Annotated in this window: 16 protein-coding genes; 7 read left to right on the forward strand and 9 right to left on the reverse strand. The window is 71.7% G+C overall.

The window, feature by feature from the left end; genetic code table 11:
- Nucleotide 1: 1 nt before the first annotated feature.
- Complete coding sequence (locus KZQ38_RS11700; protein ID WP_219441091.1) at nucleotides 2-805, reverse strand: SAM-dependent methyltransferase; 804 nt, start codon at nucleotides 803-805, stop codon at nucleotides 2-4.
- A gap of 186 nt (nucleotides 806-991) precedes the next feature.
- On the opposite strand from KZQ38_RS11700, the gene KZQ38_RS11705 reads away from it, so the two are divergent.
- From KZQ38_RS11705 to KZQ38_RS11720, 4 genes are read left to right on the forward strand one after another with little or no spacing between them, the layout of a single operon-like run.
- Nucleotides 992-2,188, forward strand: coding sequence for a cytochrome P450 (locus tag KZQ38_RS11705; protein ID WP_219441094.1), 1,197 nt, complete (start codon nucleotides 992-994; stop codon nucleotides 2,186-2,188).
- The gene (locus tag KZQ38_RS11710; RefSeq protein WP_219441097.1) at nucleotides 2,185-3,468 is read left to right on the forward strand and encodes an aminotransferase class III-fold pyridoxal phosphate-dependent enzyme; all 1,284 of its coding nucleotides are present in this window, start codon (nucleotides 2,185-2,187) and stop codon (nucleotides 3,466-3,468) included. The genes KZQ38_RS11705 and KZQ38_RS11710 overlap by 4 nt, the downstream gene beginning before the upstream one ends.
- Nucleotides 3,469-3,496: 28 nt before the next feature.
- On the forward strand, nucleotides 3,497-5,461 hold the full coding sequence (locus KZQ38_RS11715) for a radical SAM protein (RefSeq protein ID WP_219441099.1): 1,965 nt from the start codon (nucleotides 3,497-3,499) through the stop codon (nucleotides 5,459-5,461).
- Between the two features lie 6 nt (nucleotides 5,462-5,467).
- Nucleotides 5,468-6,052, forward strand: a complete 585-nt coding sequence (locus tag KZQ38_RS11720) for a hypothetical protein (RefSeq protein ID WP_219441101.1) — start codon at nucleotides 5,468-5,470, stop codon at nucleotides 6,050-6,052.
- 56 nt (nucleotides 6,053-6,108) lie between these two features.
- On the opposite strand, the gene KZQ38_RS11725 is transcribed toward KZQ38_RS11720, so the two are convergent.
- Nucleotides 6,109-6,648 (reverse strand): TetR/AcrR family transcriptional regulator, encoded by a 540-nt coding sequence (locus KZQ38_RS11725; RefSeq protein ID WP_219441103.1) that lies wholly within the window; start codon nucleotides 6,646-6,648, stop codon nucleotides 6,109-6,111.
- 93 nt (nucleotides 6,649-6,741) lie between these two features.
- On the opposite strand from KZQ38_RS11725, the gene KZQ38_RS11730 reads away from it, so the two are divergent.
- Nucleotides 6,742-7,623 (forward strand): NmrA/HSCARG family protein, encoded by an 882-nt coding sequence (locus tag KZQ38_RS11730; protein WP_308258346.1) that lies wholly within the window; start codon nucleotides 6,742-6,744, stop codon nucleotides 7,621-7,623.
- 37 nt (nucleotides 7,624-7,660) lie between these two features.
- Here the strand turns inward: KZQ38_RS11730 and KZQ38_RS11735 are convergent, their stop codons facing one another.
- A complete protein-coding gene (locus tag KZQ38_RS11735; protein ID WP_219441105.1) occupies nucleotides 7,661-8,245 on the reverse strand; it encodes a TetR/AcrR family transcriptional regulator in 585 nt (194 codons plus the stop codon).
- Between the two features lie 111 nt (nucleotides 8,246-8,356).
- Between KZQ38_RS11735 and KZQ38_RS11740 the strand changes: the two genes are divergently transcribed.
- Nucleotides 8,357-9,271 (forward strand): aldo/keto reductase, encoded by a 915-nt coding sequence (locus KZQ38_RS11740; RefSeq protein ID WP_308258347.1) that lies wholly within the window; start codon nucleotides 8,357-8,359, stop codon nucleotides 9,269-9,271.
- A 52-nt stretch (nucleotides 9,272-9,323) separates the two neighbouring features.
- On the opposite strand, the gene KZQ38_RS11745 is transcribed toward KZQ38_RS11740, so the two are convergent.
- The 6 genes from KZQ38_RS11745 to KZQ38_RS11770 form a co-directional block, all read right to left on the reverse strand.
- Entirely contained in the window at nucleotides 9,324-9,995 is a 672-nt protein-coding gene (locus KZQ38_RS11745; protein ID WP_219441107.1) for a response regulator, read from the reverse strand.
- The gene (locus tag KZQ38_RS11750; RefSeq protein WP_219441109.1) at nucleotides 9,992-11,140 is read right to left on the reverse strand and encodes a sensor histidine kinase; all 1,149 of its coding nucleotides are present in this window, start codon (nucleotides 11,138-11,140) and stop codon (nucleotides 9,992-9,994) included. The genes KZQ38_RS11745 and KZQ38_RS11750 overlap by 4 nt, the downstream gene beginning before the upstream one ends.
- Before the next feature lie 16 nt (nucleotides 11,141-11,156).
- Nucleotides 11,157-12,002, reverse strand: a complete 846-nt coding sequence (locus tag KZQ38_RS11755; protein WP_219441111.1) for a CPBP family intramembrane glutamic endopeptidase — start codon at nucleotides 12,000-12,002, stop codon at nucleotides 11,157-11,159.
- A 118-nt stretch (nucleotides 12,003-12,120) separates the two neighbouring features.
- Nucleotides 12,121-13,629 (reverse strand): alpha/beta fold hydrolase, encoded by a 1,509-nt coding sequence (locus tag KZQ38_RS11760; RefSeq protein ID WP_308258348.1) that lies wholly within the window; start codon nucleotides 13,627-13,629, stop codon nucleotides 12,121-12,123.
- A 174-nt stretch (nucleotides 13,630-13,803) separates the two neighbouring features.
- Nucleotides 13,804-14,139, reverse strand: a complete 336-nt coding sequence (locus tag KZQ38_RS11765; protein WP_219441114.1) for a hypothetical protein — start codon at nucleotides 14,137-14,139, stop codon at nucleotides 13,804-13,806.
- 95 nt (nucleotides 14,140-14,234) lie between these two features.
- Complete coding sequence (locus KZQ38_RS11770; protein ID WP_219441116.1) at nucleotides 14,235-15,338, reverse strand: FAD-dependent oxidoreductase; 1,104 nt, start codon at nucleotides 15,336-15,338, stop codon at nucleotides 14,235-14,237.
- An 81-nt stretch (nucleotides 15,339-15,419) separates the two neighbouring features.
- Between KZQ38_RS11770 and KZQ38_RS11775 the strand changes: the two genes are divergently transcribed.
- A complete protein-coding gene (locus KZQ38_RS11775; RefSeq protein WP_219441118.1) occupies nucleotides 15,420-16,010 on the forward strand; it encodes a TetR/AcrR family transcriptional regulator in 591 nt (196 codons plus the stop codon).
- Nucleotides 16,011-16,235: the final 225 nt, after the last annotated feature.

A 16,235-nucleotide genomic window follows, 5' to 3' on the forward strand; every position in this document is an offset into this window, starting at 1 on the left:
CTCATCGGCGATGCGCGGTCAGCACCGCGCCGCCCACTTCGGTGACCGACGCCCAGTCGGTGAACAACGCGATCACGCGGTCCGCCTCGACCCGGCCGACCCGACGGGTCAGGTCGTCGCGACGGGCCGCCAGCACGCGGGCGAGGCGGCTGAACGACGGGCGCACGTTCGACGTGATGTCCTCCACCTCCGCCGGCTCGAAACCCGCGTCGCGCAGGGCGGTCAGGTGCTCGTCCACGCGGTGGATCCGCGCGGCCCGCAAGAGGTCGAGGAACCCGGCGGCGCGCCGGCGCGCGGCGGCGTCCAGGGGGCGGCGCGTGCACGGCGTCTCCACGACCAGCCGCCCACCCGGCCGCGACAGCCGCCACAGCACGGGGTACAGCGCGTCCAGGTCGAAGTGCGGCGTCGACTCGACGGCGACCACCGCGTCGAACGGCTCCGGCCACGACGCTCGCAGCACGTCGTCCAGGACGAACTCGACGAGGTGTTCGACGCCCGCGTCGCGCGCCCGGTGTCGCGCCACCTCCAGCGCGCCGGGGTTCACGTCGACCCCGACCACCTCGGCGCCCGTCGTGGCGGCGATCTCCACCGCCGGACCCCCGCACCCGCAGCCGACGTCGAGCACCCGCTGCCCCGGACCCGTGCCCAACCGGGCGACCACCTCGCGCGTCAGGCGCGCGGTGGCGGCGCGGAAGTCGTCGTCCGGCTCGTCCCAGTAGCCGTAGTGCAGGTCGTCGCCCCAGTGCTCACCCACGAGGTCGCCGACGCGGTCGTAAGCCGTTGCGAGGGTTGAGGATTCCGTCACCCGACCTCCAGGCGCTGGGCGGGATGCCGACGATTGTCCGCAGAGGACCGTCGCTTTGCCCTTCCTAGCAACCCCTTTCGCCCCGTGACAACCCGTGCTACCGGACCGGGTGACTTTGCCGGGGAAGCGCTGCCGGACGCGCGGTATCACGCTGCACTGGGGCGTGGACGTGGAGGGAGGCCCGCGATGGAGCCCGGTCCGAGAGCCGTGCGGTACCCGTTCGCCGACCCGGTGCGTTTGGAGGTCGACGACGGCTACCGGCAGTGCCGGGAACGCGGCGGGCTGACCCGCGTGGCCGCCCCGTTCGGGGACCAGGCGTGGCTGGCCACCACGCACGCCGACATCCGCCTGGTGCTGGGCGACCCCCGGTTCAGCCGGGCCGCCGCCGCCCGGCACGACGAAGCCCGGCTGACCCCGCTGCCGCTCCAGGCCAGCCTGCTGGGCGCGGACCCGCCGGACCACACCAGGATGCGAGGTCTGCTCGCGAGCGCGTTGCGGTTCACCGGCCCCCGCGTGGCGGCGATGCGCCCCTCGCTGGAGCGCACGGCCGACGCGCTGCTGGCCGGGGGCGTCGACGCGGGCCCGCCGTTCGACCTGGCCGAGGGCTTCACCACCCCGCTCAGCGTCTCCGCCGCCTGCGACCTGATGGGCGTGCCGCTCGGGGACCAGGAGGTCTTCCGGGAGTGGTTCGAGTCCTTCGCCAGTACCGAGCTGCCGGCGGCGGAGGTGGAGGAGCGGGTGGCGCGGATCTCCCGCTACACCCGCGACCTGCTCGCCGACCGCCGGGCCCGACCGCGTGACGACCTGGTCAGCGTGCTGGCCGGGTCCCGCTCGCTCACCGAGCGCGAGCTGGTCGAGGTGGTCGAGGACCTGTTCCTGGCCGGGGACAACGTCGCCACCCAGTTGACGAACGCGTTGTACGTGCTGCTGACCTCGCCGGAGCACTGGCAGGCCCTGCTGCGCGACCCCGGACTGCTGCCCGGCGCGGTGGAGGAGCTGCTGCGGTTCGTGCCGTTCCCGTCGCACGCGACGTTCGCCCGGTACGCGTTGGAGGACGTGCGGGTGGGCGGTTCGCTGGTGCGCGCGGGTGAGGCCGTGCTGCCCGCGCTGCCGTCCGGCAACCGGGACGAGTCGGTGTTCGCCGACCCCGACCGCCTGGACTTCCACCGCAGCCCGAACCCGCACCTGGCGTTCGGCCACGGCAGGCACCACTGCCTCGGCTCGAAGCTGGTGCGCGAACTGCTCGCCGTCGCCATCGGCCGCGTGCAGCACCGGCTGCCGGGCGCCCGGCTCGCCGTCCCGGTGGAGGACGTGCGGTGGCGTGCCGACATGCTCATCCGCCGGGTGGTCCGGCTGCCCGTCACCTGGTCGGTGGTCCGTTGACCGCCGTCGCCGTCGACGCCGACCGCCTCGGCATCGTGGCGCGGGACCGCCTGCTGCGCGGCTACAGCAGGCACACGACGCGGGCCGTGCCGCTGATCACCCGCGGCGAGGGCTGCCACGTGTGGGACGGGCACGGCCGCCGTTACCTCGACGCGGTGTCCGGCGCGTTCCTGGTGCAGGTCGGGCACGGACGGGTGGACCTCGTCGAGCGCGCCGTGCGGCGCACCGCCGACCTCGGCTACTTCCCGGTGATGGAACGCGCGCACCCGGTCGCCGCGGAACTGGCCGAACGGCTCACCGCCGACGGGGGCCGGGTCTTCCTCAGCTCCGGGGGCGCGGAAGCGGTTGAAAGCGCGTGGAAGTTCGCCAAGCAGTATTTCAAGGCGATCGGACAACCGGCGCGCCACAAGGTGATCCGCGCCGACTGGGCGTACCACGGCGGCACGCTGGGCGCGTTGGCCGCGGGTGGCCTGCCCGGCCTGGGTGAGGTGTTCGGCCCGCTGCCGCCCGGCGGGTCGGCGGTGCCGGTCGGCATGGCCGCCGAGGAGGTCGACGCCGCGATCGAGGCGGATGGACCCGACACGGTGGCGGCGGTCATCGTCGAGCCGCTGTCCCGCCCCTCGGGGTGCCGGCCGCCGGCGCCGGGCAACTTCGCGGAACTGCGGCGCGTCTGCGACCGGCACGGCGTGCTGCTGATCGCCGACGAGGTGATCTGCGGCGCGGGTCGCCTCGGCGCGTTGCTCGGCGGCGCGCGATTCGGCCTCGAACCCGACATCACCTGCTTGGCCAAGGGGTTGACCAGCGGCTACGCCCCGCTGGGCGCGACGCTGGTGAGCGAGCCGATCGCCGCCGCCATGCTGGCGGAGATGCCCCTGCTGCACGGCTGCACCTACAGCGGGCACCCCCTCGCCGCCGCCGTGGCGCTGGAGAACCTGGCGGTGGTGGAGGCCCTGCACGAACACGTGCTGGCGACCGAGGACGAGCTGCGGGCCACCCTGGAGGAGCTGACGTCCCTGCCGGTCGTGCGTGCTGTGCACGGAGCGGGCTACCTGTACGCCCTGGAACTCCAGCGCGGCCCCGGACGGCCCCTCACCGCTCAGGAGTGCGCACGACTGGGCACCGGGTGGCTGGCCGACGCGTTGTTCGACGCCGGGCTGCACTGCCGCGCGGGCGATCACGGGCAGCCCTACGTGCACATCGCGCCACCGCTCATCGCCGGACCCGCCGAGTTCGCCGGTATCCACCGGATCCTCGCCGAGGTGCTGGGCGCGCTCGACTGACGGCCGCACGACAACTCACGGAGCACCGATGGCCAGGCAAGTCCACCTCGTCGACCTCACCTCGGTCGCCGGCATGACCTACAGCCCGAGCCTGGGCTACCTCCAGGCCGCCGCGCGGTCCGATCCGGACGTCGCCGCCGCCTGCACCTTCCACAAGCACGTCCGGGTGGCTCGCGGAACCCTGTTCGAACGGGTGTGCGCGGACGTCCTGGCCGCGATGCACGACCCGCTCGTGGCCGCGTTCTCGGTCTACAACTGGAACCGCTCCTCGTCGCTGGAACTGGCCAGGCTGGTCAAGCGGCGTTGGCCGGAGTGCCGGATCGTGTTGGGCGGCAACGACGTGTCGCACCAGCAGGACGTCGTGTTCGCCGAGGCGCCGTGGGTCGACGTGCTGGTGCACGGCGAGGGCGAACTGAAGTTCCGCGACGTGCTCGTGACGTACCTGCGCGGCGGAAGCGACCTGTCGGGCGTGGCCGGGGTGTCGTTCCGACGTGACGGCGTGGTGGTGACCACCGAGCCCGCCCAGCGGATCGCGGACCTGGCGACCGTGCCGTCACCGCTGCTGGGTGACGCGTTCACCGACGCCGAGCTGGCCGACACCAGCATGGTGATCTACGAGACGAACCGGGGTTGTCCCTACAGTTGCGCGTTCTGCTACTGGGGCGGCGCGGTCAACTCCAAGGTCCGGCAGTTCCCGTTCGACCGCGTCGTGGCCGAGCTGGACCGGGTCGTGCGGTGCGTGCGCGACGGCGCGCTGCTGTTCCTCGCCGACGCCAACTTCGGGCTGCTGCCGCGTGATCCCGACATCGCCCGCGCGCTCGTGGCGCTGTGCCGGCGCCACGACCGGCGGTTGGGGTTCATCGCCGCGTGGGCCAAGAACACCAACGACCGCGTGATCGAGACCGCGACCGTGTTGCACGAGGCGGGCCTGCTCAAGGCCGTGACGCTCTCGGCCCAGTCTTTCGAGCGGTCGGCACTGGCCACGGCCAACCGCTCGAACCTGCGGCCGGACCGGTTCCGCGAACTGCACGCGCGGTTCCGCGGCCTGGGCATCACCACCTACACCGAGCTGATCTGGGGCCTGCCCGGCGAGACGTACGACTCGTTCAAGAACGGCGTCGAGGAGGTGCTGGCGGTCGGCGGCAACGTCGTGGTCTACCCGTTGCAGTTGCTGAACAACACCGAGTACGACACCGACCGGTTCCGGGCCGGGCACGCCCTCACCACGCGCCGCATCCCGGCCGACATCAGCAACCCCGAACTGCTCGGCGAGCTGGTCGTGGCGCACTCCACCATGACCGAAGAGGACTGGTTGCGCGGCCTCGAACTGCGGCTGTCGTTGTTCCTGTGCCAGAAGACGTTGCTGCGCGCCACGTTGCGCCTGCTGAGCGCCGGCACCGGCGTGCGGGTCGTCGACCTGTGCGAACGACTGGTCCGCCACCTGGTCGACTGCCCCGACCCGGTGGTGGCCGCGATCGCGCGCGGGTACCGCGAGGCGTGGCGCGACCCGGAGCACGCCGACCGGGGGCTCCTCGCCGACGAGTTGGGCGAGGAGTTCCTGGCCGACGATTCGCACTACCCCACCGAGGTGCACCTGCAAGCCATCGTCCACCACCTGGTGCGCACACCCGGTGCGCTGGAGCGGTTCCTCCACGGTGCGGTCGACCACCTGCTCTCGACCGTGCGGCCGGACCGGCGCTGCGACGTCTCCGAGGGGCTCGCCCTCGACCTGGCCGCCGCGAGCGTGTTCCGCGCGCACCTGTGGGGCACCCCGCAGTCCGCCGAGTTCTCGCTGTCCGCGGCCACCGCGCGGCTGTTGCGCGCGACCGGCGAACTGCCGCCCGGACCCGAGGACGACCTCCTGGTCGGGCGGTTCGAGACGGGCTCGCGGACCGTCGACCGCTTCTCGTTCAGCCGCTACACCGACCTGGTGTGGCGCAGCCTGGCCCACCCGCTGCACGACGCCGTGCTGACCGCGGCCGTGCCGAGCTGAACCGCCGTGACCACCGCCATCAGGACCGGCCCGGCCGACATCCCCGGTCTCAGCGCGCTGTTGGGCGCGGCACTGCACGACAACCCGCTGTCCGCGCACTACCAACCCGACCCCGAACGGCGTCGGACGGCGCTGCCCGCCCACTTCACCGCCCTGCTCACCGGCTGGGTGCGTGCCGACCCCGAACTGGTACGGGTCTGGACCACCGCGGAACGCGACGCCATCACCGTCTGGACCCACGCGGACCACACCGAAGGATCGTCCGACGACGACTTGGCCGACCTGCTCGGCACGCACTCCGCCCGGCGTTTCGCCGAAGCCGTGGCCGTCGCCGACGCTCACGAACCACCCGAGCCGCACCACACGTTCCAGTTGGCGGCCACCGACCCGAGCCGCCGCAAGCAAGGGCTGGGGACGACCGTCGTCGCACCGGGCCTGGCGTGGTGCGACACCGACCACATGCCGGCCTACTGCTGGACCGCCCACGACATCGTCGTGCCCTGGCTGAAAACCTACGGCTTCCGCGTGATCTGGACCGACCGGGCACCGGGCGGGTTGACCATGTACGGCGCCTGGCGAGACCCCCGCTGACCGTCCGCTCTTACCGCGGGATCTCCCCGCACCGCGCTCGCGCGGCCGGTGACCGCTCAGGGCAGCACGCCGTCGAGGGCGAGGCGGAGCAGGCGGAGTGCCGTTGCCGAATCTCCTTCGGTGGCCACGGAAATGGCCGTCACGAGGGCGAGCAGGTCGTCCGGCGAGGTACCCGCTCGCACAGCGCCCACCGCGAGCGCCCGCTCCAGCAGGCGCACAGTCACCCCCCGCATCACGGCGTGGCAGCCGTCGGCCGATGACGGCCCCCCGGCTTTCAAGGCCGCGGTCAGGCCACGGGTCTCCACCGCGCTCACCGTCAGTTCTTCCAGCCAGGTGAAGAATCCCGTACCGGGGTCACCGCCGGCCAACTCGTCACCCCGCCGGCGCAAGTGCTCGACCGCCTCGCGGAAGACCTCGTCGAGCAACGCGTGCCGGGACGAGAAGTGCCGGTGCAGGGTGGCCGAACCCACGCCGGCCTCGCGCGCGACCTCCTCCAGCGAAACCCGGGCACCGTCCCGGGCGACAAGGGGCCGGGCCGCCGCCAGCAGCCGCTCGTGGTTGCGCTGCCAGTCCGCCCTGGGTCCGCTGCGTGCCATGGGACGACCTCTCGCTAGACAAACGGGGTGGCACCCCATATCTTAGGCCAAGAGAAACGGGGTTCCACCCCACTTAACGCCCGGAGGACCGCTGTGCCCACATCACCGCCGTTCGTGCTGGTCACCGGGGCGACCGGCAAGCAGGGAGGCGCCGTCGTCCGCGCGCTGCTCGCCGCTCACATCCCGGTTCACGCCCTGGTGCGGGACGTCGAACGCGCCGCCGCCCTGCGTGAACGAGGAGCCGTTCTCGTGCAAGGCGACCTGGACGACGTCCCGTCGTTGGAAGCGGCCCTGGACAACGCCTTCGCGGTGTTCTCGGTGCAGACGCCCGACTTCACCGACCTGCTGGGCGGCTCCGAAGTCCGCCACGGCCACAACCTGATCAAAGCCGCCCAGCAGGCCGGGGTGAAGCACGTGGTGCACACCTCGGTCTCGGGTGCAGGCACGATCGACGTCGTGCACTTCGACGAGCAGCGCTGGGGCTCCTTCGTGCGGCACTACTACCACAGCAAGGCCGCGGTCGAGGACCTGGTGCGCACCGCCGGCTTTCCACAGTGGACGATCCTCAGGCCGGCCACGTTCATGGAGAACTTCGTCCGCCCCTCGCCCTACTTCGCCGACCTGACCTCGAACCGACTCGCCGTCGCCGTCGACCTCGACGTCGCACACCCCTTCGTCGCGGTGGACGACATCGGGGTGGCCGCCGCGACGGCGTTCGCGGAACCGGGGCGCTTCCACGGCGTCGAACTGGAACTGGCCGGAGACGTATTGACCTTCCGCGAAGCCGCGCGGATTCTCGGGGCCGTCGTCGAACCACCTCAACACGCGGAGGGCCTGCCCTCCGCGCTGTTCCAAGCACAGCGGCACATGAGTGCCCATCCCGCGCCGGCACGTCCGCGGTTCGCCGAAAACCTGGGTCTACCGACGACGACCTTCACGGACTGGGCGACGAACACCCGGGCCAGCCGGTCGTGAAGGTGGAGGTCCCGATCCGTCGCCGCGGAACCACCCTTCACCGGGCTCGGAGACCGTCGAGGACCAGCGAGACGACCGCCGCGGACTCCGCTTCGGTTTCGGGGGAGTGCCATTCCGAAGCGTGTTTCGGGTCGTGGAAGCGGCTCGTGGCGTTCACGACGGCCCGTGCGATCACATCCGGCTCACCGGCGGCGAAGTCACCGCCGGCGACACCGTCGACGATGATGTCCCGGACCTGGGCGACCAGGAAGCCGACATGGCCGGAGGACACGGTGCTGTGCTCGGCCGCCAGCACCCGGAAGGTGGCGAACAGCTCCGGGTCCTCCCTGGCCTTCGTCCACTTGGCGGCGAACATGGCCGTGAGCAGTGCCCGCAACCGCTCGGCGGGGGGCTGCCCGGGGTCGTGCGCCGCGGCGAGTTCGTCCCGCACCTGGTCGAGCCAGCGCCGGATCACGGCCTCGCGGAGCGCGGCCTTGGACGCGAAGTGCCGGTAAACACTGCCGTGGCTCACGCCTAGCTGCCGTGCGACGTCGAGCACCGTCGTCTTGTTCGGGCCATGACGGCGCAGCAGCTCCTCGGTGGCCGACACGATCGTCTCCGCGTCAAGCGGCTCCCCGCGCATCGGGCCTCCTCGCCGGCTGGTCACGTCGTCAGCCCCGGGAACCTATGTCGCCCTGGAGTCGGCGGTCAAACCCCGTCAACTGGATGACAACTATTGAAATCTGTCAGTAAGGTGGAGTCACCTGAACAACGACCGAGGGGACTCGTCATCAACACCACCACCGCTTCCTTCGCCGGCCGCTCCGTGTCCCGGACCGGCTACGGCGCGCTCCAGTTAGGCCGGCTGCACGATCGCCGCGACGAGGCCGTCGCCCTGCTGCGGCGTGCTGTCGAGCTGGGCGTGAACCACGTCGACACCGCCGAGTTCTACGGCTTCGGCTTCGCCAACGCCGTGATCCGCGAAGCCCTGCGGCCCGGGGACGACGTCCTGGTCGTCACCAAGGTCGGCGCCGAACCCGACCCGAGCAGGCAGGTGCCGCTGCGGATCGCGCAGCGGCCCGAACAGCTGCGGGCCGCCGTCGAGGACAACCTGCGCGGCCTCGGCCTCGACCACCTGCCGGTGGTCAACCTCCGGCGCCTGGACACCGGCCCCGGACTGCGCCCCGAGGGTGACCAGGTGGTCGACCTGGACGACCAGCTCGCGACGATGACCGCCCTGCGCGACGAGGGCAAGATCGGCGCGATCGGCCTGAGCGCCGTCACCCCGGACGTCCTGCGCCGCGCCCTGCCGGCCGGCATCGCCTGCGTGCAGAACGCCTACAGCCTCGTTTCCCGTGAGGACGAGGACATGCTGCGGCGGTGCGTCGAAGAGGGCATCGCATGGGTGCCGTTCTTCCCGCTCGGCGGGGGATTCCCGGGCCTGCCCAAGGCCACCGACGAGCCGGTGGTGCGCACCGTGGCCGAATCCCTGGGCGTGACGCCCTCCCAGGTCGCCCTCGCCTGGCTGCTGCACCACGCGCCGAACACCCTGCTCATCCCCGGCACCGCAGACCCGGCCCACCTGGAGGCCAACACGGCGGTCGGCGAGATCACCCTCGACGCGGACGCCTTGGCCGCCCTCGACTCCTGCTCCACCAACGTCCCGTGAAGGCCACCGCGACAACGGCGGCGTGGTCGGCGAAGTCCTGGTCGACAGGGCTTCACTCGGCGACGACCAGTCCCACCCGGTAGGCGAGGACCACGGCCTGCACGCGGTCGCGCAGGTCGAGTTTGGTCAGGATGCGGGAGACGTAGGTCTTCACGGTTTCCGTGGTGATGTGGAGCTTCTCGGCGATCTCCGCGTTGGACATGCCCGCGGCGAGCTGTTCGAGCACTTCGAGTTCCCGGCGGGCGAGGGTCTGCCGGACGCGGTCCCGGGCCGGGTTGGTGGTGTCGGGGCGCAGGCGCTCGGCGTAGTGGCCGATCAGGGTGCGGGTGACGGCCGGGGCCACCAGCGACTCCCCGGCGGCGACGGTGCGCACGCCGTTGACCAGTTCGCGCGGTGGCGCGTCCTTGAGCAGGAACCCGCTGGCACCGGCCTTGAGCGCCTCGTAGACGTACTCGTCGACGTTGAAAGTGGTCACCACCAACACCTTCGCCGGGTTGTCCACGCCGGGCCCGGCCAGTCGGCGAGTGGCCTCGATGCCGTCGAGGATGGGCATGCGGATGTCCATCACCACGACGTCCGGGCGCAACCGCGACACCTCCTCGACGGCCTGCCTGCCGTCCGCGGCCTCGCCGACGACCTCCATGTCCGGTTGCGCCGAGAAGATCGTGGTGTACCCGGCGCGCACCAGTTCCTGATCCTCGCACACCAGAACCCGGATGGTCATTCCTGCCTCCGTGACGGGATGAGGGCGTGCACCCGGAACCCTCCTCCGGGCCGTGCCGCGGCCACCAGTTCACCACCGAGCATCCGCACCCGCTCCCGCAGCCCGCTCAAACCGCGCCCGCCCGACCCGACCGCGGGCGTGCCCGCGGAGACCCCGTCCGTCGTCACCTCGATCTCGATCCGGTCGTCGTGGTCGTCGATCCCGACCCGCGTCAGGTGTCCCGCCGCGTACTTCATCGCGTTGGTCAGCGCTTCCTGCACCACCCGGTACGCCGCCAACTCGACGTCGACGGCGTGCTCGCGCCGGTCGCCCCGCCTGTGCAGCTCGACCGGCTGACCGGACAGCCGGGCCTGCTCGACGAGGTCGCCGACCCGGCCCAGGGTCGGCGACCGGTCGGCCCGCGCCGAGTCACCCGTCGCCTCCAGCACACCGAGCAGGTGACGCAGTTCCGTCAACGCCCGGCGGCCCGTGACGCTGATGGCGTCGAGCCCTTCCCCGACGCGTTCCGGCGCCCCGTCGAGCAGGAACTGCGCCGCGTCCGCCTGGACGACCATCGCGGTCACGTGGTGGGTCACCACGTCGTGCAGGTCCCGGGCGATGCGGGCCCGTTCCCCGGCGGTCGCCACCTCGACGCTGAGCCGGCGGTTCTCCGCCTCCTCGGCCCGCCACCGGCGCATCGCGGTCCCGGCCATCCACATCACCACCAGACTCAGGTAGAAGACGACGAACACCTGGAGCCGACTGGGCGAACCCAGCACGTGCAACGTGATCGCCAGCCCGGCGAAGCCCGCGGTCGCCACCGCCGCGGTGACCCGGCGGTACCGGACCTGGTGCGCCCCGACCGTGAACAGCGCCAGGTAGAGGCCGATACCGGCGATGGTGTCCGGGTAGCCGAACGACTGGTGCAGCGCGAAGGCGGCACCGGTGACCGCCAGGCAGCCGGCCGGCCGGTGCCGCCTGACCGCCATCGGCACGGCCTGCGCGATGACCAGCACGAGCGCGAGCGCGTCGACCGGGCGTTTCGGCAGGTCCCCGAGCTGAGGACCCATGGTCGACACGGTCGGGACGAACGCCAGAGCCGTCAGGAGCAGCGCGAGCGCGATGTCCTTGGTGGACTGGGATAGTTTCTGCCACCACCGGAGCACCGCGCGAGCGTACTGGTCAGGCCGCCTTGGCACGGCGCTGGATCCGGCCGGTGCGGGCGGCGCGGCGCAGCAGGACGGCGATGGGCACGACGCAGACCAGCAGCGCGAGCAGGCTCGCCTCGGGTCCGAACGCCCCACCGGTCAGCGCGGCGGGACCGGACAGCGTGGTCCGCAGCAGCCCCTGCGACGCATCGGCCGAGCCGGACAGCGCGACGCCGAAGATGCCGGCGTGGGTGAAGTTCCAGGCGAAGTGCAGGCCGATCGACAGCCACAGCGAACGGGTCGCGACGTAGGCGGCGGTCGTCAGCAACCCGCCCGTCAGGGCGATCGACAGCACGCCCCAGAGCGTCGCGTCGGCGTTGATCGAGTGCGTCAGACCGAAGATCAGCGACGACAGGACCAGCGCGATCACCGTCCCGGTGCGCTCCTCCATGATCCGGAACAGCACGCCGCGGAACAACACCTCCTCGGCCACCGCGACGCTCGCCATCAGCCCGGCGGTGCCGAGGCAGCCCCAGATCGAGCCCCACGTCACGTCCTGCCAGCCGCCGAACATCCCGATCAGCAGGATCAGCAGGGCGGACAGTCCGAACCCGAGCACCACCCCGCGCCCCAGCTGGGACCACACCCGCGCCTCGGTCAGCTCGGGGATGTCCGCCCGCTGCTCCACGACCCGCGACAGCTTGCGATAACCGGCCACGACAACGATGACGGAGCCGACACCCAACGGCAGGGCGAGCAGTGCGACGGGCGACACCAGCTGCATGATGACCGCGTTCACCAGCATCACGACGGTGAACGCGACCAGCAGCACGGGGAACCGATACCTGCGAAGCTGCCCGATTTCCTTCGTACGAACCATTGCCCTCGTCCCCTCTGCGACGGTCTCCTTGCGTGACACAGAGATTAGGAATCCAGGCCGGTCACGGAATCCCGCCGGGAACAACAACCTGTGTAGCTCGCAAGGGGGACAACGACCCTCAGCGCGGGGCGACGTCGGTGCAGTCGACCTTGCTGTCCGGCAACCGGCCGGTGGTCAGGAACGTCACCGTCGCCTCGTCCACGCACTTGGAGCCCTGGTTGTAGACGTAGTGCCCACCGTTGTCCGCGCCGACGAAAGCCGCTCGCTCGCCGAGGGCCTGGTAGAGCCCGAGGCCGTCTTCCCACGGTGTGGCGTTGTCCCGGCGGTTCTGCAGGATCAGCGTGTTGCGTGGTCCCTGGTCGGTCACGCGGACGGGCTCTTCGACCGGCTCCGGCCAGAACGCGCACGCCCGGATGTTGGCGGGCATCCCCGCGGTGAGCGGCCAGGCCGCGCGGTCCTCGGCGGTGCGGCGGGCGTACTCGTCGACATCATCGGACCACGGCGCGTCACCACAGGTCAGTGCCAGGAACATGGTGGCCTGGTTGTCGACCGGCACGCCCGGGGTCGGTGGCGGTGCGGCGAACACCTGGTGCAGCACCTGGCCGTCCGCCTCGGTGAGCGTGCCGTTGGCCAGGGCGACGGCGGCCTTCCAGAACCGCGCGAGCACCGGCAGAGTCTCGTTGTGCAGCAGGAGGCTGTAGGTGACGGTGCGCAGCACCGAACCCGTCAAAGCAAGGGAGGAGCCGGGAACGGGCGCGGGAACGCGGTCGAGGCGGTCGGCGAGTGCGAGGTACGTCCGGGTCACCTCTTCGGCGGTGCGGCCCAGCCCGAGCGCGGCGTGCTGTGCGGCGGCAACCCCTGCCGCGTCGGGGAAGCGTTCCGACATGGCCTTGCCCCAGTTGTCCGTCGCGTCGGCCCAGACCTTCGTGGGGTCGACGTTGCTCTCCAGGATCACCCGGTCGGCTCGATCCGGGAACAGCGACGCGTAGACGGTGCCGAGGTACGTGCCGTAGGACTGACCCCAGTAGGAGATCTTCTCCTCGCCGAGCGCCACGCGGATGCGGTCCATGTCGCGGGCGGTGTTGGCGGTCGTGAAGTGCCGGAGCTCCTCGTTCGCCGCGCACCGTTCGGCGTCGGCGCGGGCGTGGTCGACGTTCGCGGTGATCGAGCCGTCCGCGGCCGGGAACGGGAAGATCCCGGTGAGGGTCGGGTCGCCGAGACCACAGCTCTGCGGTGTGCTGTGCCGGACTCCACGCGGGTCGAAACCGATCAGGTCGTAGGCCGCCAACACCGGCGGCGGCAGGGTCGGCGCGACGGCACCCGGGGTGTCCAGGCCGGGCAACGCCGGGCCGCCCGGGTTCAGCAGCAGGACGCCGCGGCGGTCGGGCGACTTCGCCGCCGGCAGCTTCGAGACGGCCACCTCGATCATCCCGCCACCGGGGTTCCGGTAGTCGAGCGGGACCTCCACCGTTCCGCAGGTGAGCCGGGGGTCGCGACCGGCGCCCTCGGCCGACTCCGGGCACGTGCCCCACGTGATGTGCGGCGTGGCGGCGACCGGTGGCGCGGCCCCTCTTCCCGGGGCGGCGTCACAGGCCGCCACCGCGGTGAGCGCCACCGCGATCACCACCCCGGTGAACCTCCGGGGGACACCCGCTGACCGTTGCGTCGTCTTCAACGCCTTGCCTCCAGTTCTCGGCGTACCGCGACGGACTGACGCCGTCATCGGCGAAAACTACGAGAGGCTGTGGCGCGCCGAATCCCCTTGGTGTGGACACTTCTCTGTAGTCCTCACGGGGGAGCCCTACATCCGCACCCGCACCGTGACACGGCCCTTGTCGTCGCGGTGCGATGTCGCGTGCCCGGTCCGTTGGACGCCATCGAGTTCCAACGTCAGAGGACCGCCCTCGCCGCTGAAGTTGCGCCACCAGGTCTTGGCGTCCGGCATCATCACCCTGATCTCGACGATGCCGCCCTTGCGTTGGTACCCAACGGGTGTGGAGAACGTGCGGCCCGACTTGCGCCCCGTGTAGGACGCCACGGTGATCCCCTTGCGGACGAGCTTCCCGATGAGCGGCACGTCGCGCAGTCCGACGACCCACCTGTTGACGCGGCCGACGAGTGGAGCCTTGAAGTTCATGTGCCCGACCGTAGTCCGGGAAATGGAGAATCCCCTCCGCCGGGCGTGAAGTGAGGAAGTGACGGCGGAAACGTCTCGGATGCTCCGGCGCACCGTCAGTCGGCCGACAGCAGGTCCTGCACGCCGTTTTCAAGCAGCTTCGCCATCTCCGTCGAACGGGGCAGCATCGTGTCCTCGTAGGCGCGGACGGCGTCGGCGACGGTGGGTGAGTGCGCGAGGGCGAGCGCGAGGTCGCGGGCGTCGAGCAGGGCCAGGTTGACGCCGACGCCGAGCGGCGGCATGAGGTGGGCGGCGTCGCCGAGCAGGGTCACCGCCGGGTCGTGGTCCCAGGTGTGCGGTACGGGGAGGGCGTGGATCGGCCGGTCGACGTAGGGGCCGTCGTTGTCGGTGATCATCCGGCGCAGGTCCGGCGACCAGTCGGCGAACTCGGCGAGCAGGTGGGCACGCAGGCCCGCGGTGTCCTCGACGGTCAGCCCGGCCGCGGCGATCCAGTCGACCGGCACCCGCTGGATGACGTAGACCCGGATGTGGCCGCCGCTGCCGCGCTGGGCGAACAGGGCGCGGGTGCCGTCCGCCGCGTGCGCGCTGCCCGGGCCGACCAACCGGGACAGGTCGGCGTGCCGGTCCTCCACGTCGTTGAACCGGGCTTCCAGGAAGCTCACGCCGGTGTGCCGGGGCACGGCGCGCGAGACGGCCCGGCGGACCCGGGAGAACGCGCCGTCCGCGCCGACGACCAGGTCGGCCTCCGCGGTCGTGCCGTCGGCGAAGTGCAACGTCCGCGGCCCGCCGGGCGACCCGCCCACCCGGTCCAGGGCGTGCCCCCAGCGCACGGTGCCGGGCTGGAGCGAGTCGAGCAGCAGGGTGCGCAGCCGGCCGCGGTCGATCTCGGGTTTGACCCGCTCGTCCGGGTCCGGGACGTGGTGGGCGCGGAGTTCGCCGGACGGGTCCAGCCCGCGCATCTCCTGCCCCTCCGGGCGGGCGTGCGCGAAGAACTCGTCGAGGAGGCCGGCCTCGCGCAGGGCGAGTTGGCCGTCGTCGGCACGCAGGTCGAGCGAACCGCCCTGGTCGCGGGCGTCGGGGCCCAGGTCGCGGTCGTGGACGGTGACCGCGATGCCGTGCCGCTGGAGGATGCGGGCGCAGGTGAGCCCGCCGGGTCCGGCGCCGACGACGGCGATCCGGGCGGTGGTGGGTGACGTCATGGTCACCAGAAAAGCAAACTCAGTTCAAAAGTGCAACCGTTCAACTTTGTGCCCGATGCCACCTTCGGTTACGCTCCCGTCATGACCGAAGCCCCGGTCGGCCGCCGCGAGCGCAAGAAGGCCGCCACCCGCCAGGCGATCGCCGATGCCGCCCTGCGGCTGTTCCTGGAGCGCGGCTACGCCGATGTGGGCATCCGGGACGTCGCCGACGCGGCCGACGTGTCCACCACGACGGTGTTCAAGCACTTCACCGGCAAGGAAGCGCTGGTGTTCGACCAGGAGCGGGACCGGGAGGCGGAACTGGTCGCCGCCGTGCGCGACCGGCCGGCCGGGCAGGACGTCCTAGACGCGCTGCGGCACCACCTCCTGGACACGTGGCTGCCGATCGCGGCCCACCCGCAGGCCGCCGCCTTCACCGAGCTGGTGAACTCCACGCCCGAGCTGCGCGACTACGCGGAACGCATGTGGACCCGCCACACCGACCGCCTCGGCGCGGCCATCGCCGACGAGTTCGGCGTTGCCCACGACGACCTCGCCTGCGTGACCCTCGCCCGGTTCGTTCTCGAAATCCCCGCGCTCACCCGTGCCCGGCGCGATCGCCGGCAGGCCGTCGAGGCGATCTTCGACCTGCTGGCGCACGGCTGGCGACCGCCGAGCGCCGTGGTCAGCTGAGCCGTAGCCGAGCAGTTAGTCCAACGAGCTTGCGAGACTCCCTCACCGGGAGGTTCTCCTCGCGCAGGCGGAAATGGGTTCCCTGAATGGCGATCTGCCGCCGTTGTTCGGTGTGTCGGCACCCACGGCGTACCGGAGGTCCGCGCAGCGGACGCAGGCGGTACCCGTCGCGGCGGTTGCACCAGACAGTGCTCGACCGGCTCAGCGCCCAAGGGATGGTGGACT

The organism is Saccharothrix obliqua (assembly GCF_019375475.1).
Taxonomy (GTDB): Bacteria; Actinomycetota; Actinomycetes; order Mycobacteriales; family Pseudonocardiaceae; genus Actinosynnema; species Actinosynnema obliqua.